Consider the following 22951-nt stretch of genomic DNA (forward strand, 5'->3'; position numbering starts at 1 on the left):
GTAAAAATTACCAATTATTCTTCCGCATGATAATCACATAATTTCAATGCAAATAGATGACATTCACAAAATACACTTCCTATATTTAACATCCATATCATTTAACTTCCTTCATAAATTTATTCTAATACTAATCCCCTCTCATACATGCTTGTTCACTAAATAAAAAAATCGGTATTGATAATTTTATATCAATACCGATTTTCAAATAATTATTTTCCTTCTATTAAATCATTCGCTAATTTCCTAAACTCTTGATTAAATGTATCATTCATACCATTTTGTACGTTAGAGAATAATATTACAAACGTTCTTTTATCCCAGTTAAAATTATTAAAAGTGTTCCAGCCAGCTAATACACCGTGGTTATGATAATAATCTGGGTAAATATAGAAGCTAAATCCATATTTTCTCGCAGGTGATACTGTAAACATATCTGATAAGCTTTGTTTAGAAATCAGCTTTCCATCCATAATAGCCTCATCTAATCTTTTCATATCTTCAACGGTCGTATACATTTCACCACAACCATACAGCCAGTTCATTTTTAAGCGGGGTGTAGCTATTAACTCATTATCTTTTTTCGTGTAACCTTCTGCTAAGAAAATATCTTCAGGGAGAGTTGTACCCATACCAGATTCATTCATTTCAACAGGAGTAAAAATGTTTTCTTTCACATATTCAGCAAGCGGTTTATTCGATATCTTTTCTACAATATACGCAAGTACCATATAATTATAATCTGTATATTTCCATCCTGTCCCTGCAGGAAATTGCAACTTTTGCGCTCCAATCCACGTTACTAACTTTAAACGTGATGCCGCATCAACACTACCTTGTCCCTGATCTGGTAACCCGGACGTATGTGTTAACAAATTTCGTAACGTAATGTTTTTATCTGCTGGAAACGATGGAATATACTTATTTACATTGTCTTCAATATTCAATTTCCCTTTTTCTCTTAGCTGTAATATAGATATTGCAACTACTGTTTTCGTTATGGAACCGATGCGATATTTTGTTCTTGGCGTTGTTAAAACTTTATCTTTTATATTCGCATACCCGTAGCCTTTTCGTAAAACCACATTATTTTTATCCGTTACGAGAACCGTTCCGTTAAATCCTTTATCTTTTAAATATTGATCGAGTTTCGTTGCTGCAATATCATAACGTTTTTGCTGATTCGCATCAACTTTCGGTTGAACATTTCCAACTTTATCCTCAAAATTCGAAAATGCCTTCAAACTGTATTTCTTTTCTTTATTTGCATGTATGAGTGCAGCGACACTCCCACAAAAAATAGCAAAAACAAAGAAAGCGATTAACCATTTCTTAAACATATGGGAACCCTCTTTTATCTAGTTTCACTTTATACTTTTCCATTCTATTCTATATCTTTTAGTTTTTAAATATCTTATAATCTATCTACTCTATTATTCCTCATAGTAAACTAGATTCCTTTTTCTAACGTTCAAATTTTAACTACTCTCTATTGTAGTTCTTTTTTACAAAATTTCCACCTTACAATCGGATACATCTAACTTTAATTTTAATTTTTTATGTAACATTCGTTACACATTAACAAGAATGGAGGCGTTAATTTGAAAAAGACCGATAAGCGCAATCGTTTAGATGATATGATGTTTCATTATCGAGTAACAAAAAACAATATAGTTTCAATTGAATATTACGGAAAACAGATTATAATTTTAAAAGGAAATGATGCTGAAAAATTTTTAAACAAAATAAATCGGGCAAGTAACGAAAAAGAAAAACAGCTTATTATGGCTAAAATTACAGGTAATTTCAAAAGAGGAAATGAGCGTTAATGAAAACGAATCTCATTTATAACTTGATTATACAACATATTAAAAAAGAAATGTCACTCCCACGACATTTCTTTAGATTTTCTTCATAAAAGATTTACATTTTTAATATTCGTTTACTTTTACATAAACTCACTGCTGAAACGCTTAGTAATGCAGCTATCCCCATCCATGCATATGTGTAGCCTTTTCCATCTACTATATAACCAAACAAAGCAGGTGCAAAGATAATAGCAATTTGATTAAGTGTAAGCGCAAAACTCACTGTTAGACCTACCAATTCCTCACTTGCAGACTCAGCAACTTCAACCATAAAAAGACTAAACCAACCGATCGCAAAGAACCCTAGCAGTCCGCTCATCACAAACAATGCCTCAAGTGTCATTGTGTTTATACTCATTACAACAACTAAAATTAAGCAAAAAGATATACATACAGTTATTAATAAAGGTGTACGACGATCACCTTTGTAATATGTATCACTTATTGTAGCTAATATAATTCGGCCTATCATTCCTGCAACTAGCATAACTGAAAATACTTTCCCTGCTACAATAGGTGTTATCGATTTTTCAATGACTAAAAATTTTATAAAATGTCCGACTAATATCATTTGTAAAGAAATCATGCAAATACCTGTAATAAAAATTGGATACAGCTCTTTTTTACATATTACCTTTTTTAACTGCATCCAAAAAGAAATACTTACATTTTCTTGGCTCGTGTGTTCTCGTACGTACGATTCCTTATGAAATATGAAAAACAATAACCCGCCTATTATACATATAGTTGCAATTACATTTATCGTATAAGCTAAACTAAATTTAATTGTAAGCAAAGGGATTATTACTCCTGCTAACGCCCCACCAATAGGTATACCAGCTTGCCGTATTCCCATAGCTAATCCGCGAATCTCTTTCGGAAACCATTTCAAGATTACTTTACTTCCCCCTGGGTGGGATACACTATAAAAGGTCCCTATTAAAAGAAGAACAAATAATAACCCAATAAATCCCCTTGCCATATGAGCAAGTAAAAGCGCCCCGCCAAGTAATACAGTGCTCGCTCCAATTAATATTCTTTCATTATATCGATCAAGTAACCTTCCGGCAAAAAGCATACAAAACAGCGGACCAATATTTACCGAACTTATTAACAACCCAACCTGCATATTCGAAAGTACATATTTCTGTTTCCAAAATAAAGCGAGTACCCCTACTCCATATGTTATAAGTGTTGCACTTGCCTGTGCTACCGTTGCCAAAGTTAACATGATCCATTTATTAGAACTACTGTACTTTTCAATTTTTTCTTCACTTATCAACGTTATCTCCCCCATATCCCTTTCATTGTATGAAGGTTCTGATATCATGTAAAATAAGTGTTAATAATAGAATCCATCAAAAAAATTGATACCTTTTTCGGGGTGATAATAAATGGACATAAAAGATTTAACGGTTTTTTACGAAGTTGCGACAGTAGGAAATATATCTCATGCTGCTAAAAACTTAAACTATGTACAATCAGGTGTAACGATGCGTATAAAACAACTAGAAATTGAGTTAAGTATGCCTTTATTTTATCGAAATGGAAAAGGCGTTACTTTAACTTCTAACGGAGAAATTTTATTAACATATGCAAAACAAATCATCCATCTAATCGATCAATCCATTCAAGCTGTCCAAAGTAACGGAACTGAGCCAAAAGGCACGTTAAAAATCGGGTGTACAGAATCGACAACAGCCGTTCGTCTCCCGCCTATATTAACGACCTATTATGAAAAGTATCCAGAAGTTGAATTGATTCTAGAAACAAATACGACAGACCAATTAACTCAGCTCGTTTTAGAGCGAAAACTAGACGGGGCTCTTATCGCTGGAAATATTCAGCATACTGAACTTCATACACTTTCATTTCGAGAAGAAGAACTCGTTCTCATTAGCAAGACTCCTCTATCTTCCTTTAAAACAATAGAAGAACTGAATTTACTCGCTTTTAGTCAAGGTTGTTATTACAGAAAACTATTAGAAAACTGGCTTCAAGAAGAAGGGATTTCACCTAAAAGAATACTAGAGTTCGGAACAATTGAAGCAATACTTGCATGTGTAAAATCAGGTATGGGTACGGCTATTATGCTGAAATCTATTATTCCAGATTACGAACATGGTTTATCTTTAAATACATTACCAAATCACTTTAGAAAGGTTCCTACTACTTTTATTATTCGAAAAGATATTTTCCACTCAGCTGCCTTGCAAAAATTTATGGAGATGATCAACAATGCGTGAAAAAAAAATACGCGGAATGAAACGAAAAACAAAAACTCTTATAAAAAGAATTGAAGACTCTACTAAAGTATTTCCGTCTACTTTCTATAACGATGAATACTGGCATATGCCTTTACCAGGCTCTCAAGCTTTTATCGATTCTAGTACAACACCTAGGAAAGTAAAGCGATTGTGCATTCAAACCCTGTTAAATCAAGCAAATCAATTAATGACAATGAAACCGAACGATACAAATACATATCGAGTCGTTGTTATGATCAAAATATCAAGCTTATGGAACTCACAAATCATCATATTTAAAAACGATGACTACTTTCAAAATTTTTTCAATAGAGATAACGAATTTCAAAAATGGATTCCCCTCTCCAATGCTTCCGACTTCGGGCATGAATGGAAAATATCAATTTCTAACAGTGTCCAAACATTGCATTTCCAAGAGATAATCAAGGATGAAGATAAATTTTATGATGAAGGAGAACTTTTGTTTATAGGAGAGTTATCATAAAAGGGGAACTGTCAAATGAAAAACTTCCCTTTTTCCACTAAACAACATCGCTATATAATGAATTTAACATTTCACTATATAGGAGGTTTTCATATGGTAATCCCTAAATATCCTGAAGTCCCACATCTTACGAAAAAACAAATTGAAGAAATAACCGAAATCGCTTTCCTAAAAGAATCAACACCACAACAGTGTGATGCAATTTTCGTTTTCGGTGGTTCCCATCCTGGTAATTGGCAAACTCCTTTACATGCTTATCAACAAGGTTTAGGTGCACAAATTATCGTCACAGGTGGTACTAGTTTACATGGAATGAAACATCCAAACTGGAATTAAGGAATAATGTAAAAAAAACTGCTTATTTAAACAGTTTTTTTTACATTATTCCTTATTATATTTTAGACAATACATTTTCTTGGAAAGTACGTTCTTCTTGATCTTCATATCCTGTTGAAACAACTTCTTGAATATCATCATGGTTAAATAAATATGTGAAATCTGGATTCATATAGCCTTCTGGATAAGGACACCCCATATAATCGAACTTCCTTACCTCATCCGTTTCTACTTGTTGTTTCCTCCCAAAAATCATGAGTTTCTTTGTACCTTCTTTTAAAATTACAATAGAACCTATAGGAAAAAGTTGCGAATTCATTGTCTTTTCTCCTTTCTTGTAAGTTTAGGTTTCTTTTGAGAATAGGGTATATTTACATGTCCCGAAGCAGCCGTGGATTGTCTCCTTTCCTTCCTTGACAATCTAGGCTTCTTTTGAGAATGTAATTTTTTTAAATGTCCTGAAGCAATACATTGTTTTTTGAAATCAAAGTAAAAATACAAATGTGTACTTAGCGCTAGGAAAACAACTGAAATAAATGAAAAAATAACGATTAGCACAATCGCCATAGCTTTTTGGCTCAAAATCCCAATAATAACTTGACCAATCATATAACCTAAACCCGAAAAATATACAATTTTAGGAATTTTCATATCTTGATCAGTTGTCCCCCTTAAGCGGGCTGTAAAATATTTAATCCAGAATAATTCAGATTTATAAACAATTAAACTATATGCAATAAGCGATAGAGTAAAAAATAAAGGTGACTCTATTTCTACGAATTCGTAAGCTAACTTTTGCACAGCTATGAAGCTACAAAATGAAATACTTAAAGCAACAAATCCAGAATATAGTAAATGTTGCAATTGAGGCTGCCGAGGCTTATGAATAGAAACCCAAATTCCCCATAGATTACATATCACATAAAATGGAAAAGCTGCGTAAGAGTATATATTGTACGGCGGAAATATGAATAGAATGATAAGTAGCATAAAATTCATAAATAACCATACAAAGCCTACAATATTCCTTATATTAAATGGTATTAATATTCGTATACAATCCTCTATGTTGTTGCCATTATATTTGTCCATTACGCACCTCATCAAAAATTAAAAGATTTTATCTAATACAGTTCCGATTCCAGATTTAACTCTATCTTTTACCGAATCCTGTTTGCCATCATGATTCCAATCACCTTTGTTAAATTTGATTCCATCTGTTAACACACTCATCCCTATAGAAATACCAAAGCCAATTCCGGCCCCAACTACAGTTCCAATTGGTCCCCCAATTACTGTACCTATTGCAGCACCAGCCCATGCACTAGTAGCAGTAGAGCCAATCCCGATTGCTGCATCACCAATAATATCACCAGCTATCTTAGTTTTTGACGCTTTATTTTCAATATTTTCCTTTGTATCATTAATTACATCCCATCCTACAGCTGCATAGCCTAAAACATTTGTTTTTAATTTCAATGAATCTTTAAGAATTTCTTTTGGTGATAAAACATGTCTTTTTACATCGTCTATTTGCTTTACTTCGGCTAAAGGTAATTTTGTACGTCTTATCACATTAAGTCCATTTTTATCCTTTAGTACGTTGCGATTTTGAAACCTTACCATTTCTTTTCCTTTTTTATTTGTGTAGGGTGCTACACGCAAACCTTTATTATGTAAAGCTGCCAACTTGTAGGCAGCTGCACCTTCAGTTACAGTACCAAGTAAAGTAAATAATGATCCCGTAGGGTTATCTTTCCAATCACCAATATCGCCACCCAACGGTGCAAACCAATTAACATCAATTGCTTCTTCTCCAAATGAAACTTCTTGTTGATCAGCCTTCTCAAAACGATCAGCAGCTTTTCTTAATGCATCACTATGTTCTTTTAAAACTGTCGTTATAGTAGCTAACACTGAGCCTGCGTATTGGGATTGATTTAACACAGCATCTCTTCCAGATACTTGGAAAGGAATATCAAATAACTGCTGATTGATACGTTGATGTGTTTCAGATAGCTCATGAGCTGTTTGTTCTATATTAGAAGCCAGTTTCCTTAAATGATCAGGAGTAACCTTAATTTCACCGCTCACCTTGTTTTACCGCCTAATGATTTAAGATAAAGTACCATTTTCTTTATCTCTTCAGTAATTGTAAAGGTATCAAGGCAAATAAAATTCGTTTGTGTTTGCTTATTATCTAAAACTTTTTGGATTAGCCAATATTGGTTTTGACTATATAAAAACTGAATACAGTCTGTAGACCATGAGTCTTTTATATAATAATGAACTTGAACAGTATTTAATTCTTCACGATTATGTATAATGTTTGCTAACTCTAAGGAAGCTTGATCATCTAAGTAAAGTTTCAAGTAATCTACTAATTGCTTGTTTGATTGATTTAAAATAGTTTCCTTATATGCAGAAGAAGGGATTTTAAATGTATAATTTGGACGAGAGAAAGTATTTTTAGGCTGTAATGCTTGATATATAAATTGCCAAGCTACCTCTGGTGTCCCGCATTCTTTAAATGTACATTGTTTTTCACCGTTATCATCTGTTATTACATTTTGTATAACCTTTTTCTCACTAAAATAGAAAATGTTTTTTTCTAAAGCGCTGTTTTTACTTATCTGTACTTCAATAACAAATCCTGTAGTTAAACAAATACGAAAATATTCTAAAAGTTGTTTGTCACATAATGTTTCATCTTCTTTTATTATGAGTAGCTCTTCGTTTGTCCAATTCTCGTACATTACATCTAATTCTTTGTCTATTTCCTCATCTGACCAATTTTCAAAGGGGTTCTCAATTCCAATCATCGTTTCATGGTCAAATATACCAGTTAATACATATACTTCTTTATTTGATAAAATAAGAGGTTCAATAGTCAAATAGTCCCACTCCCTAGCTTAATATATAATCTCTAGGAAATATAATACAATAAAAAAATGATTCAATCTAGTAATTGCCAACACTTATAACTAAAAACTAAAAAAATTCTAACAATAACAAAAAGAAAGGGAATTAATTTACATATATTTTTATAATAATAATGGCTCTTCACTAAACAATTTTATTTTGTAAGCTAAAAAAATAGAAGTATCGTCCTATATAAGACAATACTTCCTTAGTTACTTAAAAATCACATAATAAATTACCCATTACTTCTTCAAGCACTACATCTGGATTTACTACCTCTTTTTCCAAACGCCATCCTATAAAGCCATCTGGTCTAATCAATGCAGCACCTCCATGCCCTATCCCATATAGTTCACTCAAAACATCTTTTTGAGCAACAAAGTCTCCACTTAAACCAACACGATACACTTTTATATTTACTCCTAATTTAGATGAAACGTCACGTGCAGCTTCAGTCCAAGTACTAGGCTCTGCTCCAGTAAGTAACACAAAGTTGCTACCAAATAGATCAAGTATAGAAACTTCTTTTCCTTCATAAGTTCCCCAAAAATGTGGCGCACGCGTTCCAGGGCGTCCGTTCAAATAAACTATATCCATTCTATGCGGTGTGTTACATTCGTCTATAATTGCTTCTGAGCAATACTGATAACCAGCAGTGACAGCTAAACTATCCATATTACTCAAATTACCTTCCTCTCTATTCGCAGCACGAAATAATATACTACTCGCATGGTCCGTCGTTAATTTTGCAACAGGATATCTCTCGTCATGATACGTTTCTAACAATTTTGGATTTGCTTTCCCTTTTATAACAGCCGCTAATTTCCAAGCTAAATTATGTGCATCTTGTATTCCTGTATTTGAACCGAATCCTCCTGTTGGCGGCATAATATGCGCCGAGTCACCAACTAAAAAGATGCGATTGCCCTGAAATTTTACCGCTGTACTTTCACTCGCTTCCCACGGCAAAACACTTACTATTTCTGGCTTAATATCCGTACTTCCAATTGCAGTTTGAATAATTTGTTTACAGCGTTCTATAGAGAAATCCTCTGGTCGCTCCCCTTTTACTGGATCATAAGCTACATGATAAATCCATTTACTTTCGTTATCGACTGGAATAAGCGCACCAATTACTTCTGGATGAAGTATCATAGTAAAACCGAATGCGTCTCCTTTAATACATTCACTCAAATCCGCTTCAAAATATATGTTCATATAATAACCACCGATTGTACCACGGCCCTCGGTTAAAATACCTAACTGTTCACGTATTTTACTTTTCGCTCCATCTGCTGCAATTACATAATCACAATGAATCATGCTCTCTTCTTTCGTTTTACGATTTCGAATCGTTGCTATTACTCCGTTTCCATTTTGCTCATAAGAAACTAGTTCATGATAAAAAGATAGCTTCCCGCCTAATCTCTGTGCTTCTTGTAACATCATCTCCTCTAAAGTAATTTGATAACAAGCAGTTTGTTTTGATGGGCTAATCTCTTCCACTTTACGAAATAAATTTTCGCTATTTTCATACTGCGCCGCCCTTATTTGTTCCAACTCTTCATGCTTTACCTCAGCTATTGTTTGAACTGCAATTCTCCCGTGACAATTCTCTAATGCTTTACCAGCTAATCTAATTCCTTTTTCTAGACCCAGTTCTCGGAATAATTCCATTGTGCGAAATGTAATTCCACCCGCTTTCGGATGAATCGCAGTAGACGGATGCCTTTCAATAAGTACATAATCAATGTTATGTTTCGCAAGAAATAATGCAGACGATAATCCTGATAATCCCCCTCCAACAATTAAAACTGGTACATGTTTCGATTCCATACATTTTCCCTCCACATATATTCTTCTGAGCTCAGTGACATAAATATAATCAAAAAACCAACAAAAATATAGACTTATATTTCATTTTGAATTATTATATAGATAGATTACGCCCCAAATTACTTTTATCCTTTCATACATCTACAAGTCACTTAATTTGTGTGTGTATGAAAGGATAAAAAAGAAGGCTTTACTTTGAACTATTCTCTGATATAGACATCAAAAATAATAAAAACATTATAAGCGGTCGTAACCTTGTAAATTATACAAGGTTACGACCGCTTATTTTATTGTTAAATGGCTACCCTTTATCCTCGGCAGACATCGTATTGTTAAATCATTTTCTACCTTTCAACTCCATTATTTTCTATTCCCTATAATAACTACTCCATTATTTTCAATACGTAAAAATGGATTCGTCTCGATTTTCTTTCTCAATATTGCAGCTCATACAACATTCATGTAGCATTACCGTATCGATGTAATGGTTCATCATCTTAAACCTTTCGACTAATTATTGGAGGTATAGTGATTGAAATGAATAAACAAGAACAATTAAATGTTATTAAAGAAGATTTTATTAATTGTCAAAAAGTATTAGTGGCAATTGGTGACGAAACACGTCAAGCTATTTTGTTAGTTCTAATGAAAACAGAATGTCAAACTGGATTACGTATTGGCGAAATCACTAAACAAACACACCTTTCTCGACCAGCAGTATCACATCACCTTAAGATTTTACGAGAAGCTGGTATTATTTTAATGCGTAAAGAAGGTACAAAGAACTTTTATTATATTGACATACGTACAAAATTAGGATTATTAAAAAACCTTGTATTAGATATTGAGAAGCTACTGCAAAACTTTTATTGAACTTTGGAGGTATAAGAAATGAGAGCAATGGTGATTGATAAGTACGGGAAAATTCCAATGCGTATGACTGAGATGCCCACCCCTGAAATAAATGAGTATGAGGTGCTCGCAGAAATTCATGCAGCTAGCATTAACCCAATTGATTTTAAAATACGCGATGGAAAGGTGAAGTTGTTACTTAAATATAAAATGCCCCTTATTCTTGGTAATGACTTTTCTGGTGTCATTGTAAAAGTCGGAACAAAGGTGACTCAATTTAAAGTTGGTGATGAAATATATGCACGTCCAAGAAAAGATAAGATCGGTACTTTTGCGGAATATATAGCCATTCATGAAGATGATATAGCCTTAAAACCGAAAAATTTAACTTTTGAGGAAGCGGCGTCGATTCCTCTCGTTGGCTTAACATCATATCAAGCATTACATGACATCATGCAATTACAAAAAGGACAAAAGATTTTGATTCACGCTGGATCCGGCGGTGTTGGTACTTTCGCAATTCAGTTAGCAAAAATAATGGGTGCCACTGTTGCAACAACTGCTAGTGAAGCTGGTGAAAATTTAGTAAAGTCTCTTGGCGCAGATGAAATTATTAATTACAAAAAAGAAAAGTTTGAAGATATACTGAAAAATTATGATGCGGTATTTGATACACTTGGCGGTACAACACTTGAAAAATCATTCGATATTATAAAAAGCGAAGGGAACATTGTTTCCATTTCAGGAATGCCGAATGCTCGCTTCGGTAAAGAATTTGGTTCAGGATTTTTCAAAACACTCTTATTTTCATTAGCAAGCAAAAAACTTACTGCACTTGAAAAAAAGCATAATGCTCAATATTCGTTTTTGTTTATGAAACCAAGCGGAGATCAATTACGTCTAATTGCAAAGTATATTGAATCTGGACAAATCAAACCTATAATCGATTGCATTTTCCCTTTTGAAGATACTCAAAAAGCAATGGAATATTCAGAGTCTGGAAGAGCAAAAGGAAAGATAATTGTAAAAATCAAATAATAAAACTCCATTTTTCAAAAATGGAGTTTTATTATTTGCTGTTAAATAGACATAGTGCAATGAAGTCCTTACAATAGATTTCAAGGAGAAATATCATATTATACTTTTAGCTAATTTTACAAAGAATACATACGTACAAATACATAATAAAAAAATAAACAAGGAGGAGATAAAATGACTAAAAATAATGAAGCAGGTTGGAATTTAGATAATAGTTATACGACTTTACCACAATCATTTTATACAGAAATCCCCCCAACTCCTGTACACTCACCGGAGTTAATTAAACTAAATAATTCTTTAGCAATATCTCTTGGCTTTAATCCTGAGGAACTAAAAAAGGACGCTGAAATCGCCATTTTAGCTGGTAATACTATTCCAGAAGGAGCTCATCCACTAGCTCAAGCGTATGCTGGGCACCAATTTGGTCATTTCAACATGTTAGGAGATGGTCGTGCCCTTTTAATTGGAGAACAAATTACTCCTTCAGGCGAACGGTTTGATATTCAATTGAAAGGTTCCGGTCCAACTCCATATTCACGCCGCGGTGATGGTCGTGCGGCGCTCGGTCCAATGCTACGTGAGTATATTATTAGTGAAGCGATGTACGCGCTTGATATTCCAACTACTCGCAGTTTAGCAGTAGTCTCCACTGGCGAACCAATCTATCGCGAAACGAAGTTACCTGGAGCTATTTTAACTAGAGTTGCAAGCAGTCATATACGCGTTGGAACATTCCAATACGCCGCAGCTCGAGGCTCAATCGAAGATCTCAAAGCTTTAGCTGATTATACGATAAAAAGACATTATCCAGAGGTTGAATCTACTGAAAATCCATATGTCGCACTACTACAAGAAGTCATTAAGAGACAAGCAAGCCTTATCGCAAAATGGCAACTCGTTGGCTTCATTCACGGCGTAATGAACACTGACAATATAACGATTAGCGGTGAAACGATTGATTACGGTCCATGTGCCTTTATGGATAGTTATAATCAAGGAACAGTATTTAGCTCTATTGACACACAAGGCCGTTATGCATACGGAAATCAACCATATATGGCTGCATGGGATCTCGCACGTTTAGCTGAATCTTTAATACCGATACTACATGAAGATGAAGAAGAAGCACTAAAAATTGCACAAGATGAAATTTCAAAGTTTAGCGTGCAGTACGAAAACAATTGGTTCCTCGGAATAAAGAAGAAATTAGGACTATTTAGCAATGAAGAGCAAGATCAATCCCTTATTGAGAAACTTTTAAAAGCAATGGAAAAATATAAAGCAGATTATACAAATACATTCCGTGCATTAACTGACAATATATTAGAAAATGCACCTTTATTTGAAAGTCCTGAATTTAAAGAATGGTACGAGCTATGGCAATCTCGGTTAGAAAGACAAAAAGAATCGAAAGATGATGCATACAAATTAATGAAAAATAACAACCCAGTAATCATCCCTCGCAACCACAGAGTAGAAGAAGCACTAGAAGCAGCTGTTAAAGATGGAGACTATAGCGTAATGGAGAAACTTCTTCAAGCTTTAGCAAATCCTTATGAATATTCTCAAGAACAAGCGGATTACTGCATGCCTCCAGCGCCGTCGAATCGCCCTTATAGGACTTTTTGCGGGACGTGATTTAGAGCACTAAGACTGTTTTTCTGCTCCTAATTGTATTATTTATTAGTGTAATTCCCACTAAATTCAAGTACACGATTCGTTATTTTCCATAAAGGAACATTATAAGTAGAAAAGGTGTTTTCGTATAAAAACACCTTTTCTACTTTTTTCTCCATCTTGTGAAAAAAAAACGTAATTTAATACTCTAGTTTGCGTTTCTTTTATGTATTACATATCGTTAGCATATTCTATTTGATTACAGTTGTATATTATCACCTCTATCAATTTCCTCCCATGCGAAAAAGATACATACACCAAACAAGCTGTCACGAACAAAGGAGAGCTCCTTACTTCCTACCTATTTCTTTCCTAATGCGTTAACTTGGTAACTGTTCTATTAAAATTCTTCTATTCAATCTTCATTTTTTCTTATTATATTCAGGTACATCGATAAGGAACAACTATTCTCGAATATAAAAATCCAGCTATTGTACAAATGTTGATAAAAAATAAAGGAGAAGAGAATGAATCCATTTTAATATAACTAATGAGAATTTGTATGTTCCAATATCTTCACTATATTCCTCAACAATCTTTTATTAAAATTCATTACAATAGTTTAAAATTATGACGGATTACTTTCAACATAATGTGAAGGTGAAGGTAGCTCTAACAACAAAAAACTGGCTTGTAAACCTTTAATGTTTACAAGCCAGTAAATAATATCAACTAAATCTAGCACTCTTAAAATAATACTTTAGAGTTGTCTTCCCTCTAAGTATACTAACTCAGGTCTCGTTGGAGACCACCCTTCTCCGTGAGTCGATTGTAACTTATTGACGACAGTATTTGCGGTTGCTGTTTGTTGAATCTTTGGAGTAGTATTTATCGTAAAAACTGTAATACCTGTAACAGCTAAACTCATTACCATTAAACTCAGTTTCTTCATTATTTTAACGCCCCTTTAGCTACATTTGTTTTTCTTGCTTCAAGACTTAAACAAAAATATTCACTAGACGTTTTATAATCACATACCTCATATAACCTAGCTGCCATCACCTCAGCATATTCTTCTACATAATAAGAAAGATTCTCTTCTTTGAAATAAGAAATCCCTGTAACAATTACCCTTTTTAATTCCTCGATAGTCACATTATTATTTAATGCTTTTAAAATATTGAAATGATGTGTATATTCTTCATTCTCTACTTCTAAACAAAGTTCCAATCCTTTTTCAATAAGGTTAGAAGATACATTTGTTTCACCTAACTTAGAATATTCCCTAGCTTGTAAAAAAACAGCTTTGAAATGATTAGGTATTTTCTCTGTTACTTCTGATAAGTGACGGATAGCTAATTCAGAAAGGTTTTGATTTGCATATAGCCACCCTAAGTTGTGCCGCACGAATGAAATTAATCTTTCTTCATTATTTTTTTGTAATAAATTTAATGCAGAATTTAAATGTTCCTCGGCCTGTTCAAACTGTTTTAGAGATACACAACTCATTCCAATAGTATTTTCGCAAGAAGCAGTATTACTTTCATAACCTTGGTGTTTAGAGAAGATATCTTTTGAAATAGTTGCATAGTGAACAGCTAAAAGTGGTTCATTATTATTATGATAGAATAAGGCTAACTTAGATTGAAATTCAGCTTGTTCAATTTCTTCTGGAACGTCTTTCAAAAGAAACTCTGCTTTTTCATAATATTTTTTCGCTTCTTTATAATCTTTAATTATAGTAGCATATACCGCTTTACAAAAATTGTAATAATAAGATAAGAAACCATCCGTCGGAATTTTAAAAGAATCTATTTCGTCAAAGCTTCTCTTTGTGATACTAAATCTATCAACAAGCGTTTTATAACGAAAATCTAGTAAGAAATAATATAATAAATTTTGTTCTTGCAACATTTTATTTGATTCTTGTTTCAAAACATCAATATTTTTATCAATTTCTTGTTTTAAATTAGTTGCTTTTGACAATTGTTGTTGTAACATTGCTTGATACCATTCATTAAGTTGCTTTGTAACCTGTTCGCTTCCCTTCACTGGAATGTTCATAAGATCCCCCTTTTTTGAATATTCTCATATAAATAATAACAAATAGATATTAAGATATAAATATCTCATTAATATTTCTCAACATTTATTTAACATTAAATCCATTAAATTAATCACATGCTGTAAATTTTTTAAAACACTAAAGAAAATTGCCCCCATAAATACAGCGTCTAAATCACTATAAAAATCTATAAATACAATATATTAACACTTTATAAATGTGTATTCACACTCCACCATTATTTTAAACACCCTTCTTCATCAACCCTGCAATCCCCCTGCTCCCTTCACTCCCAACTTTCTCAAGTTCTTCTATAACTAATTCTCTTCTCTCCACAGAATGATTTTGACTTAACTTCGCTTTCCCTTCTATTTTATTTATCTTTATTCTGAACCCAACTATTCCCCTCCTTAATCCTTCCATATAATTCGGATCTACATTATTCAGTGAGTACGTGCTCTTTGGATTTTCATATTTATGTACTAAATCTTGAAGAGAATCTATTAATTCCTGTTCATCTTCAACAATTTCTAACTCCCCATATACATGCACCGCAACATAGTTCCATGTTGGTACTGCTTTATTTGTTTCATACCATGACGGAGAGATGTAACTATGTGGCCCTTGAAAAATAGCTAACACTTGTTGATTTCCACTATCTTTCCACTGCTCATTTGGACGTGCAAAATGCCCAGATAAAGTAAGTGTTTCCCTATTTAACAATAACGGTAAATGCGTTGCGTACGGTGCTCCGTTATGTTGAGAAAATAAAATTGCAAAGCTATTTTGTTCAATCATTTCGTACTTCGTCTCTTCATCTTGTATAGTGAAATGTTTTGGTATGTACATAAGCTCCCTCTTTTCTTATCTTCTTATTTCCCATTATATTTACGAGATTTATTATTGGGCAGGGACAGATGATAATTCTTTTATAAGGTCAGTGCATATAGTAAAACCTTTGTTTCAAAAATAATAGGTGGCATTATATGATTTCTGCCACCTTAGTCAATTTTTTTATTTATACAAACTCCCTTATTCAACGATCCTTCATAGCTTTTTCTAATACATATTCAATAAATTCCGTTTTACCTAAGCTATAATTTAAGCGATTTTCCGCCGTTTCTGCTAATTCTTTCTTTAGCTTTCCATATTCAATAACAACGTTTGGATTTCCACGAAGATACTCACGAAACGCTACATGTCTTCTTAACTCTTCACTATTCTTATCGCATACATATAAATGATGTTCCATCCAAATTGTATTCTTCCCGTCCCTCGGAACATATTGACCCTTTCTCCCAAAAGCCTCTCTCCCCTTAAAACTCCACTCTTCTTGATGAAAATAACCTACCTGTTCAAGTCTCTTTATTACTTTTGGAAAAACATCATAATCTTCTATTACAACATCGACATCTAATATCGGTTTAGAAGCAAGGCCTTTAACAGATGTACTCCCAACGTGCTCTATAGAAAAAATGAGTTCTCCCATTACGTTATTAATCAACGTCTGTAATTTACAAAATTCACATTCCCATTGTGTATTATATTTCTCAACAGTAATATATTGTTTCAATTGACCACCCTTCTCAAATCACTTTTATAACCTCTGAATATGCGTATCCTTAAAATCAGTTTCATACTTCAATCCATACCCAAGCATTCGATCCATTCCAATATGTGCTGTCCATATTAAACCAATCATTAAAATCGTATCCATCTTTAAATAGACCCCTATTAAAACAAGTAATATTGATATGATATATGTGTGAAATAGATTATAAATTTGTGCACCAACACGTTTGTTAATAGCGTACGCCACCATTGCTAAATCAGGTGCAAAAAGTAATACGATAAATAATAACCAACTAAACCCACATAATGCATATATATAAATCGCAGCTAATAAGACGACCAATCCTTCAAAGTGTATAATTCGTTTCTCCAAAATTCATCATTCCTTATCTGTTAGCTTGAAAATTTTATTCGGATTTAAAATATTTTGCGGATCAAGAGCTTTCTTTATTTTCTCCATTACCAATAATGCCGCCCCATGTTCTTCTTCTTGATACTTCTGCTTTCCTATTCCAACGCCATGCTCTCCTGTACAAGTTCCGCTACGCTTAAGAGCATACAGTACAATACTTTCATTTATTTCGTCCGCTTTTTTCACTTCATCTTTATCATTTGGATCAATCATTAAGAGCACGTGAAAATTCCCGTCTCCTACATGGCCAAGAATACCACCAACAAGACCAACTTTATCTAATGTCTCTTTCGCATGTTGTATTGCGCCAGCTAATTCTGAAATTGGTACACAAACATCCGTACTCATCAGCTTTTTACCAGGGTAACTATGAACGTAAGAGTATGCTAAGTTATGTCTTGCATCCCATAATTTATTTCTCGCCGCAGTTTCAGTTTCAAAAGCAACTTCTTTACATTTATGATCAAAAACAATTTCCTTCGTAAACTCGATATCTTGCGTTAGCCCTGCTTCATTTCCGTGAAACTCTAAAAACAGTGTTGGTTCTTCTCTGTAATTTGTTTCATTGTAATGATTTACTTGTTTCATAGATAATTCATCAACAAGTTCTATTCTCGCAATTGGAATGCCAGCTTGCAGTATATTAATAACAGCCTCTACTGCATCATTTATAGTTGGAAACGATGCTCTCGCAGCCATAACATGTTCTGGTATGCCGTATACTTTTAATGTTAGCTCTGTAAAGCATCCAAGCGTACCTTCTGATCCTACGAAAATACCATTTAAATGATAACCTGATGATGACTTCGCCGCTAAATTGCCAGTATGTATCACTTGCCCATCAGCAAGCACCACTTCTAAATCACGAACTTGATCACGCATTACGCCATACTTAACCGCTGTCGTTCCGCTCGCATTCGTAGCAGCCATGCCCCCTAACGTTGCATCTGCACCTGGATCTACACTAAAAAACAAACCGTACTTTTTCAATTCTTTATTGAGCTGAGAACGAGTCACTCCTGGTTGTACTTTTACAAGAAAATCTTTCTCTCTTATTTCAAGTATTTTGTTCATTAATGAAAAATCAACTGTAATCCCCTTTTCATAAGGAATTATATGACCTTCTAAACTAGAACCTACTCCAAATGGAATGACAGGTTTTTTATGCTCACTCGCTACTTTCATTATTGCTCTAACCTCTTCCATCGTTTTTGGAAAAACAACTACATCAGGTAAACTACTATTATGGTAAGATTCATCTTTACTATGTAACTCTCTTACTGTCTTATTAACCACTACTTGCTCTTCAGGAAGTACATCCTTTAATTCATTTACTAAACGTTCAATTGTTATTTCCATTACGTACTCTCCTTTTATATTATTTACGCCACATTAATTATACCATTTTTATACAAAATAATCAGAATAGTAAGATTCCTATAATTTTATATATAAAAAAGAACTTGCAGTATTCCCTACAAGTTCTTTTTTATAAAACTATATTTTAGACGATTTCTTCAACAGAATCATAAACCAAACTAAAGTAAATGCCATCATAGAATGAGAGAACCCTACAATATAAGTTAACCCTTTAAAGTCCGCTCCATTTAGTTGAAGAAATCCTCTCGCTGCTAGCGAACCTAACATTAAAGTTAATGCGATATTATGTAAAATAAACCAGTTATTAAATCCTTTCACTTCATGAAACGCGAATACTTTCGCTAATCCTAAAGCAATTAAAAAGAAGAAACAGCCAAGTACTAACGTATGCGTATGCAAAAGATTTAATAAAGTAGATCCTAAAATCCCTTTATATTTTCCATACTCCCTAGCAAATATTCCTGACAATAAACCGATAATCAAATAAGTAAACGATGCATTATATAATTTCTTCATTATGTACCTCCTTAAGTAGAATGTGTAGTGCGTCATATTTAGTAATAATGATAGTTATATAGTAAAAACTCCTAGTTACCTAGGAGTCATTGTATAAGTATCTCACTCTTTACAATCAATTCTAATTATAAAATATCCTTTTATACAAAACAAACGAACTTTATGTGAACAAGCAGGGCTCTATTAAAATATGTTGCACTTTTGTATTTCGCAATCCATACTAATTGTTATAACTATTAAAGGTGGTGCAATAGATTGATAGTTCTTGAAACTGAAAGACTCACTCTTCGCTGGCTCGATGTAAAAGATGCTCCGTTTATTCTTGAATTAGTAAATGATCCTGCATGGATTCAATTTATTGGTGATAAAGGTATTAAAAACTTAGAAGATGCAAAAAAATACATCTTAAATGGACCCGTCGATATGTATAATAAAATGGGCTTTGGTCTTTACTTAGTTGAACAAAAAGAAAATCTCACACCAATTGGTATGTGCGGCCTTATTAAAAGAGATTCATTAGAAGATGTTGATATCGGCTTTGCCTTTTTAGAAAAATTCCGTTCGAAAGGATACGGCTATGAATCAGCTTCTGCTGTAATAGAATACGGTGTACAGAAGCTAAGAATGAAACGAATTGTAGCGATTACTTCTATAGATAATGCTGCTTCAGGTACGCTGTTAGAAAAAGTAGGATTGCGATTCGAAAAAATAATTTCAGACTCAGGAGAAGATCTAAAATTATTCGGGTATAACGCATAACAAAAAAGGATCGCCATGAATGGCGACCCTTTTTTTCACTTCACTTCTACCGTATAATTCCCTGTTCCACCACCATACTGGTATACATGTAAATAGTACTTCCCTGGATACGTATAGTAACTACCTACTAATTTATTTCCTTGTTGCTGTGCATACGTAACATAATTATTTAAATCTGCTTCTGAATAAAGAACCCAGTTTACTCCGATATTATTTTCCTTCGTTACATTAATTTGAAGGTTTTTCGCAGTTTCTATATTTATTTCAAAGTAATCACTCGTATCACCGTTTCCTAAACTAGCACGTAAAACTTGATTTAACTGCAGTTTATTTGCCGTTTGGAATGAATTATTTGGCTCTTTTTCTACACTGTTATCTTCTTTCTTTTGAACCGTTACACTTGTTGTAGCTGTATTAGTTAATCCTTTATCGTCTGTTACTGTTAATTTCGCCGTATACGTTCCTTCTTTTGTATATACGTGCGTTGGATTTTGCTCATTACTTACCGCACCATCACCGAACTCCCAGTTATAAGAAGCAATTTTCCCATCTTCATCTTTTGATCCATCGCTTTTAAACGAGATTGCTTCATTCGTATGTCCGCTATACGGACCATTTATAACCGCGACCGGCGCTTTATTCACAGCACCTTCTTCTGTATTAATACCGTGGAACACAACATCATATTCAAATTGCCCTGATGCATTTACACGGTAATTCACGAAGTAAGCTGTTACTGTTTTATAACCTGTCCATTCTTTTGCACTTAAACGTTTTAACGTATCATTAACGTTTTGCGTAATTGTTTTCCAGTCTTCATATTCTCCTTTTGCAGAAGTTCCTGTATATGTTCCTTGCAGTGTAAATGTATTAAAGAATTGTGATTTATTTTTCTTTACTGATACATTACTTAATTTTGCTTCCGCTGTAATTTCTGCGGCAATATCTGAAACTGGTTTCGGTGCATGAGTTGCTAAATAATCATCTGACACTAACGGAACATTATATTTCTCACGGTTGTCTACTAACATTTGCATATAGTCTTGATACTCTTTATTTAAATTCGCATCTTTACTTAAAGCAGAGCGATATGCATCATATGCTGTTACATCATTTTTCCTAATAAGATCATGAACTTTATCAAACATATCGTATCTCTTATTGTACATATACGATTGTAAAGCAAAGGAATAATTATAGAAATCCCACGTTCCATACTTTGCATTTAACGTTCGCTCTGCCGTATAACGTTCTGCTGGATTCGAAGATAGTCCTCCTATAATACTCTTTCTTGGAACGACGTTGTCCGTTCTCGTTGCACCTGCAAAAAACTCAGCATTCCCTTCTTCAAACCAAGATAATCTCTCATTCTCATACATCTTACCTTGCCCCCAAAGTCCTGGCACTTCATATCTACCTTGTAAATAATGCGTGAACTCATGTCGGAACAATTCTTCTAAACTATAAATACTTTCTTGTGGCGTACGTTCATAAGTAAAGAACGTACCTGTTCCTTCTATATAAAGACCGCCGTTATTCGTTTCATATCCGTACAATTGACGGTTAAATTGGTATTCAGCTGGGCTATTATAAATAACCATCGTTAATACATCATCTGGATTTCCTTTTTCTAACGGTTGGTCACTTTCAACCGTACGATGGAATTGTGCCTTCACTTCTTTTGCTGCCCAATATAAACGTTTAACTTTCTCCTCAGTCACTTTATCTCCGGCTTTTAAAACAATTGCACCATCATCAAACGTATACGTTTTCGGCAAATACTTTTTCTTCCCATCTTCTCGTATTTGATCTAAATTAACAACGTTACCGTTTGCATCTTTCCCCCCATAATTCGTCGTAATTTGCTCAGCTGCTACGAAATATTGCTCACCTAAATAAGGATAGATTTTCATCGCATCTGTTACAACTTGTAATCCTTTCGTCCCTGTACTATGGAATGTGCCGAGTCTCCCTGTATAATAAATGCCATTATTAATAAGCCATCCGTTTTTCTCTGTAATCGTTCCCATTAACGCAAATCTACTTAACTCATTAATATAACTATCTATTTTTTGGTACCATACTGTATCTTTCGGTACTTTTCTCGTATCGTACAAATACGATTGAATATCATAATCGACACCTTGCATAATATCGTAAATCGCATTTCCAGCTGAAGGATTATCTACCAATGTAGAAAAATTATCATTATATTGCTTAAAAATCTTTGCAGCCGATGTTATCGTTTCCACATCACTCGAAGCATTTCCTATTAATTTCCCATATGATGATACAACTTTATTTTGTTCTAACGTACCGAGTTTGAAATTTGGATTGTTCGCAATCGTTTTTAATGCAGGTAAGCACTTGTCATGATAGCTACGTTCATTTAGTTTACTTAATTCTGTATTATAAAACCCTAAATAAAACCCTGATCGCAAAACTTCCACTAATGTCTCAATCCCTTTTGAATCGTCTTGCGTATAAGCCTGTCCTTGCTGCTTCAATTTATCAATAATTGCCTGCATCCTACTATCATTTTGATAGAATGCAAGACTGTCCTTATTAAACTGAAATAGCCCCGTAATTTGCTCCCAATCGATTGTTACAAGTAAATCTACTAATTGTTGATTGCTTAATTGATTCAATTCAGCAATTGTATAAGTTTTTACTACAGCTAATTGCTTACTTTCCTTTTTTACTTCAGGCGGTCTTTGCGATAAATCAGCAAATTGTAGCCTTTTCTCAAAAGACTTGCTTTCTAATACTTTCGATGAATGAGCTAATTCTTCCACGGGCAGTTGTACACCAACCGGCTCCATTTTTAGCACATTTCGATATGAAACTTGCTCTCCCTTAGTATCTTCCGCCAATATGCTTCCTTGAAAACTCCCTAACATTAAACTAGCAAAACTTACCCCTACTAAAACTTTTTTTGAATAGCCTTTCATGCTCTCCCCTACCTTACATTTTTTAGTGTCCCGCTCCGTTATTTTACTATTCTGACTATTTATTCTGTATTGA

At 33.7% G+C, this 22951-nt stretch carries 22 protein-coding genes and 1 pseudogene; 8 read left to right on the forward strand and 15 right to left on the reverse strand.

What is annotated here, in order from left to right:
- Positions 1 to 212: 212 nt before the first annotated feature.
- Entirely contained in the window at positions 213 to 1340 is a 1128-nt protein-coding gene (locus MR066_RS17120; RefSeq protein ID WP_061676051.1) for a serine hydrolase domain-containing protein, read from the reverse strand.
- A 261-nt stretch (positions 1341 to 1601) separates the two neighbouring features.
- Here MR066_RS17120 and MR066_RS17125 point away from each other — a divergent pair, with 261 nt between their 5' ends.
- Complete coding sequence (locus MR066_RS17125; RefSeq protein ID WP_000750526.1) at positions 1602 to 1829, forward strand: hypothetical protein; 228 nt, start codon at positions 1602 to 1604, stop codon at positions 1827 to 1829.
- Positions 1830 to 1923: 94 nt separating this feature from the next.
- Here MR066_RS17125 and MR066_RS17130 read toward each other — a convergent pair whose 3' ends face one another.
- Positions 1924 to 3150: an MFS transporter gene (locus tag MR066_RS17130; protein ID WP_242247884.1), complete on the reverse strand. Its 1227-nt coding sequence runs from the start codon at positions 3148 to 3150 to the stop codon at positions 1924 to 1926.
- A gap of 112 nt (positions 3151 to 3262) precedes the next feature.
- Between MR066_RS17130 and MR066_RS17135 the strand changes: the two genes are divergently transcribed.
- The 3 genes and pseudogenes from MR066_RS17135 to MR066_RS17145 all read left to right on the forward strand — a co-directional run.
- A complete protein-coding gene (locus MR066_RS17135) occupies positions 3263 to 4114 on the forward strand; it encodes a LysR family transcriptional regulator (protein ID WP_242247885.1) in 852 nt (283 codons plus the stop codon).
- Positions 4107 to 4619, forward strand: coding sequence for a DUF3916 domain-containing protein (locus MR066_RS17140; RefSeq protein ID WP_215559928.1), 513 nt, complete (start codon positions 4107 to 4109; stop codon positions 4617 to 4619). Before MR066_RS17135 ends, MR066_RS17140 begins: the two co-directional genes overlap by 8 nt.
- A gap of 93 nt (positions 4620 to 4712) precedes the next feature.
- Positions 4713 to 4952: pseudogene (locus MR066_RS17145) on the forward strand (hypothetical protein); the annotation flags it as partial.
- 58 nt (positions 4953 to 5010) lie between these two features.
- On the opposite strand, the gene MR066_RS17150 reads toward MR066_RS17145, so the two are convergent.
- From MR066_RS17150 to MR066_RS17170, 5 genes are all read right to left on the reverse strand, one after another.
- Complete coding sequence (locus tag MR066_RS17150; protein ID WP_001088077.1) at positions 5011 to 5274, reverse strand: DUF4176 domain-containing protein; 264 nt, start codon at positions 5272 to 5274, stop codon at positions 5011 to 5013.
- Positions 5271 to 6047 (reverse strand): hypothetical protein, encoded by a 777-nt coding sequence (locus tag MR066_RS17155; protein WP_242247887.1) that lies wholly within the window; start codon positions 6045 to 6047, stop codon positions 5271 to 5273. The genes MR066_RS17150 and MR066_RS17155 overlap by 4 nt, the downstream gene beginning before the upstream one ends.
- A gap of 18 nt (positions 6048 to 6065) precedes the next feature.
- The gene (locus tag MR066_RS17160; protein ID WP_061689230.1) at positions 6066 to 7049 is read right to left on the reverse strand and encodes a WXG100 family type VII secretion target; all 984 of its coding nucleotides are present in this window, start codon (positions 7047 to 7049) and stop codon (positions 6066 to 6068) included.
- Positions 7046 to 7849, reverse strand: a complete 804-nt coding sequence (locus MR066_RS17165; protein ID WP_002033419.1) for a hypothetical protein — start codon at positions 7847 to 7849, stop codon at positions 7046 to 7048. Before MR066_RS17165 ends, MR066_RS17160 begins: the two co-directional genes overlap by 4 nt.
- A gap of 244 nt (positions 7850 to 8093) precedes the next feature.
- Entirely contained in the window at positions 8094 to 9713 is a 1620-nt protein-coding gene (locus tag MR066_RS17170) for an FAD-dependent oxidoreductase (protein WP_242247890.1), read from the reverse strand.
- 528 nt (positions 9714 to 10241) lie between these two features.
- Here MR066_RS17170 and MR066_RS17175 point away from each other — a divergent pair.
- The 3 genes from MR066_RS17175 to MR066_RS17185 all read left to right on the forward strand — a co-directional run bounded on the left by MR066_RS17175 (position 10242) and on the right by MR066_RS17185 (position 13244).
- A complete protein-coding gene (locus MR066_RS17175; protein WP_242247907.1) occupies positions 10242 to 10586 on the forward strand; it encodes an ArsR/SmtB family transcription factor in 345 nt (114 codons plus the stop codon).
- Between the two features lie 18 nt (positions 10587 to 10604).
- On the forward strand, positions 10605 to 11603 hold the full coding sequence (locus tag MR066_RS17180; protein WP_242247910.1) for an NADP-dependent oxidoreductase: 999 nt from the start codon (positions 10605 to 10607) through the stop codon (positions 11601 to 11603).
- 174 nt (positions 11604 to 11777) lie between these two features.
- On the forward strand, positions 11778 to 13244 hold the full coding sequence (locus MR066_RS17185) for a protein adenylyltransferase SelO (RefSeq protein ID WP_242247911.1): 1467 nt from the start codon (positions 11778 to 11780) through the stop codon (positions 13242 to 13244).
- A gap of 739 nt (positions 13245 to 13983) precedes the next feature.
- On the opposite strand, the gene MR066_RS17190 is transcribed toward MR066_RS17185, so the two are convergent.
- The 7 genes from MR066_RS17190 to MR066_RS17220 all read right to left on the reverse strand — a co-directional run bounded on the left by MR066_RS17190 (position 13984) and on the right by MR066_RS17220 (position 19168).
- Positions 13984 to 14175 (reverse strand): Phr family secreted Rap phosphatase inhibitor, encoded by a 192-nt coding sequence (locus MR066_RS17190; RefSeq protein WP_002165311.1) that lies wholly within the window; start codon positions 14173 to 14175, stop codon positions 13984 to 13986.
- Positions 14175 to 15287, reverse strand: a complete 1113-nt coding sequence (locus MR066_RS17195; RefSeq protein WP_242247912.1) for a response regulator aspartate phosphatase — start codon at positions 15285 to 15287, stop codon at positions 14175 to 14177. The genes MR066_RS17190 and MR066_RS17195 overlap by 1 nt, the downstream gene beginning before the upstream one ends.
- Positions 15288 to 15531: 244 nt before the next feature.
- A complete protein-coding gene (locus MR066_RS17200) occupies positions 15532 to 16137 on the reverse strand; it encodes an FMN-binding negative transcriptional regulator (protein WP_242247913.1) in 606 nt (201 codons plus the stop codon).
- Positions 16138 to 16324: 187 nt separating this feature from the next.
- Positions 16325 to 16861 (reverse strand): GrpB family protein, encoded by a 537-nt coding sequence (locus tag MR066_RS17205; protein ID WP_242247914.1) that lies wholly within the window; start codon positions 16859 to 16861, stop codon positions 16325 to 16327.
- Positions 16862 to 16885: 24 nt separating this feature from the next.
- A complete protein-coding gene (locus MR066_RS17210; protein ID WP_002111060.1) occupies positions 16886 to 17233 on the reverse strand; it encodes a DUF4260 domain-containing protein in 348 nt (115 codons plus the stop codon).
- A gap of 6 nt (positions 17234 to 17239) precedes the next feature.
- A complete protein-coding gene (locus MR066_RS17215) occupies positions 17240 to 18631 on the reverse strand; it encodes an FAD-binding oxidoreductase (protein WP_242247924.1) in 1392 nt (463 codons plus the stop codon).
- Between the two features lie 138 nt (positions 18632 to 18769).
- Positions 18770 to 19168 (reverse strand): DUF2871 family protein, encoded by a 399-nt coding sequence (locus MR066_RS17220; protein WP_242247926.1) that lies wholly within the window; start codon positions 19166 to 19168, stop codon positions 18770 to 18772.
- Positions 19169 to 19423: 255 nt separating this feature from the next.
- Between MR066_RS17220 and MR066_RS17225 the strand changes: the two genes are divergently transcribed.
- Positions 19424 to 19927 (forward strand): GNAT family N-acetyltransferase, encoded by a 504-nt coding sequence (locus tag MR066_RS17225; protein WP_002142650.1) that lies wholly within the window; start codon positions 19424 to 19426, stop codon positions 19925 to 19927.
- 35 nt (positions 19928 to 19962) lie between these two features.
- On the opposite strand, the gene colA is transcribed toward MR066_RS17225, so the two are convergent.
- A complete protein-coding gene (gene colA, locus MR066_RS17230) occupies positions 19963 to 22878 on the reverse strand; it encodes a collagenase ColA (protein WP_242247933.1) in 2916 nt (971 codons plus the stop codon).
- Positions 22879 to 22951: the final 73 nt, after the last annotated feature.

Source organism: Bacillus cereus group sp. BfR-BA-01523 (assembly GCF_022662615.1).
Taxonomy (GTDB): domain Bacteria; phylum Bacillota; class Bacilli; order Bacillales; family Bacillaceae_G; genus Bacillus_A; species Bacillus_A mycoides.

What these genes read in the sequence shown, in the direction of transcription:
- MR066_RS17185 (WP_242247911.1), top strand. Translation starts at nt 11,778, where the DNA reads ATGACTAAAAATAATGAAGCAGGTTGGAATTTAGATAATAGTTATACG.
- MR066_RS17140 (WP_215559928.1), top strand. Translation starts at nt 4,107, where the DNA reads ATGCGTGAAAAAAAAATACGCGGAATGAAACGAAAAACAAAAACTCTT.
- MR066_RS17190 (WP_002165311.1), bottom strand. Translation starts at nt 14,175, where the DNA reads ATGAAGAAACTGAGTTTAATGGTAATGAGTTTAGCTGTTACAGGTATT.
- MR066_RS17155 (WP_242247887.1), bottom strand. Translation starts at nt 6,047, where the DNA reads ATGGACAAATATAATGGCAACAACATAGAGGATTGTATACGAATATTA.
- MR066_RS17170 (WP_242247890.1), bottom strand. Translation starts at nt 9,713, where the DNA reads ATGGAATCGAAACATGTACCAGTTTTAATTGTTGGAGGGGGATTATCA.
- colA (WP_242247933.1), bottom strand. Translation starts at nt 22,878, where the DNA reads ATGAAAGGCTATTCAAAAAAAGTTTTAGTAGGGGTAAGTTTTGCTAGT.
- MR066_RS17195 (WP_242247912.1), bottom strand. Translation starts at nt 15,287, where the DNA reads ATGAACATTCCAGTGAAGGGAAGCGAACAGGTTACAAAGCAACTTAAT.
- MR066_RS17120 (WP_061676051.1), bottom strand. Translation starts at nt 1,340, where the DNA reads ATGTTTAAGAAATGGTTAATCGCTTTCTTTGTTTTTGCTATTTTTTGT.
- MR066_RS17215 (WP_242247924.1), bottom strand. Translation starts at nt 18,631, where the DNA reads ATGGAAATAACAATTGAACGTTTAGTAAATGAATTAAAGGATGTACTT.
- MR066_RS17200 (WP_242247913.1), bottom strand. Translation starts at nt 16,137, where the DNA reads ATGTACATACCAAAACATTTCACTATACAAGATGAAGAGACGAAGTAC.
- MR066_RS17180 (WP_242247910.1), top strand. Translation starts at nt 10,605, where the DNA reads ATGAGAGCAATGGTGATTGATAAGTACGGGAAAATTCCAATGCGTATG.
- MR066_RS17220 (WP_242247926.1), bottom strand. Translation starts at nt 19,168, where the DNA reads ATGAAGAAATTATATAATGCATCGTTTACTTATTTGATTATCGGTTTA.
- MR066_RS17150 (WP_001088077.1), bottom strand. Translation starts at nt 5,274, where the DNA reads ATGAATTCGCAACTTTTTCCTATAGGTTCTATTGTAATTTTAAAAGAA.
- MR066_RS17135 (WP_242247885.1), top strand. Translation starts at nt 3,263, where the DNA reads ATGGACATAAAAGATTTAACGGTTTTTTACGAAGTTGCGACAGTAGGA.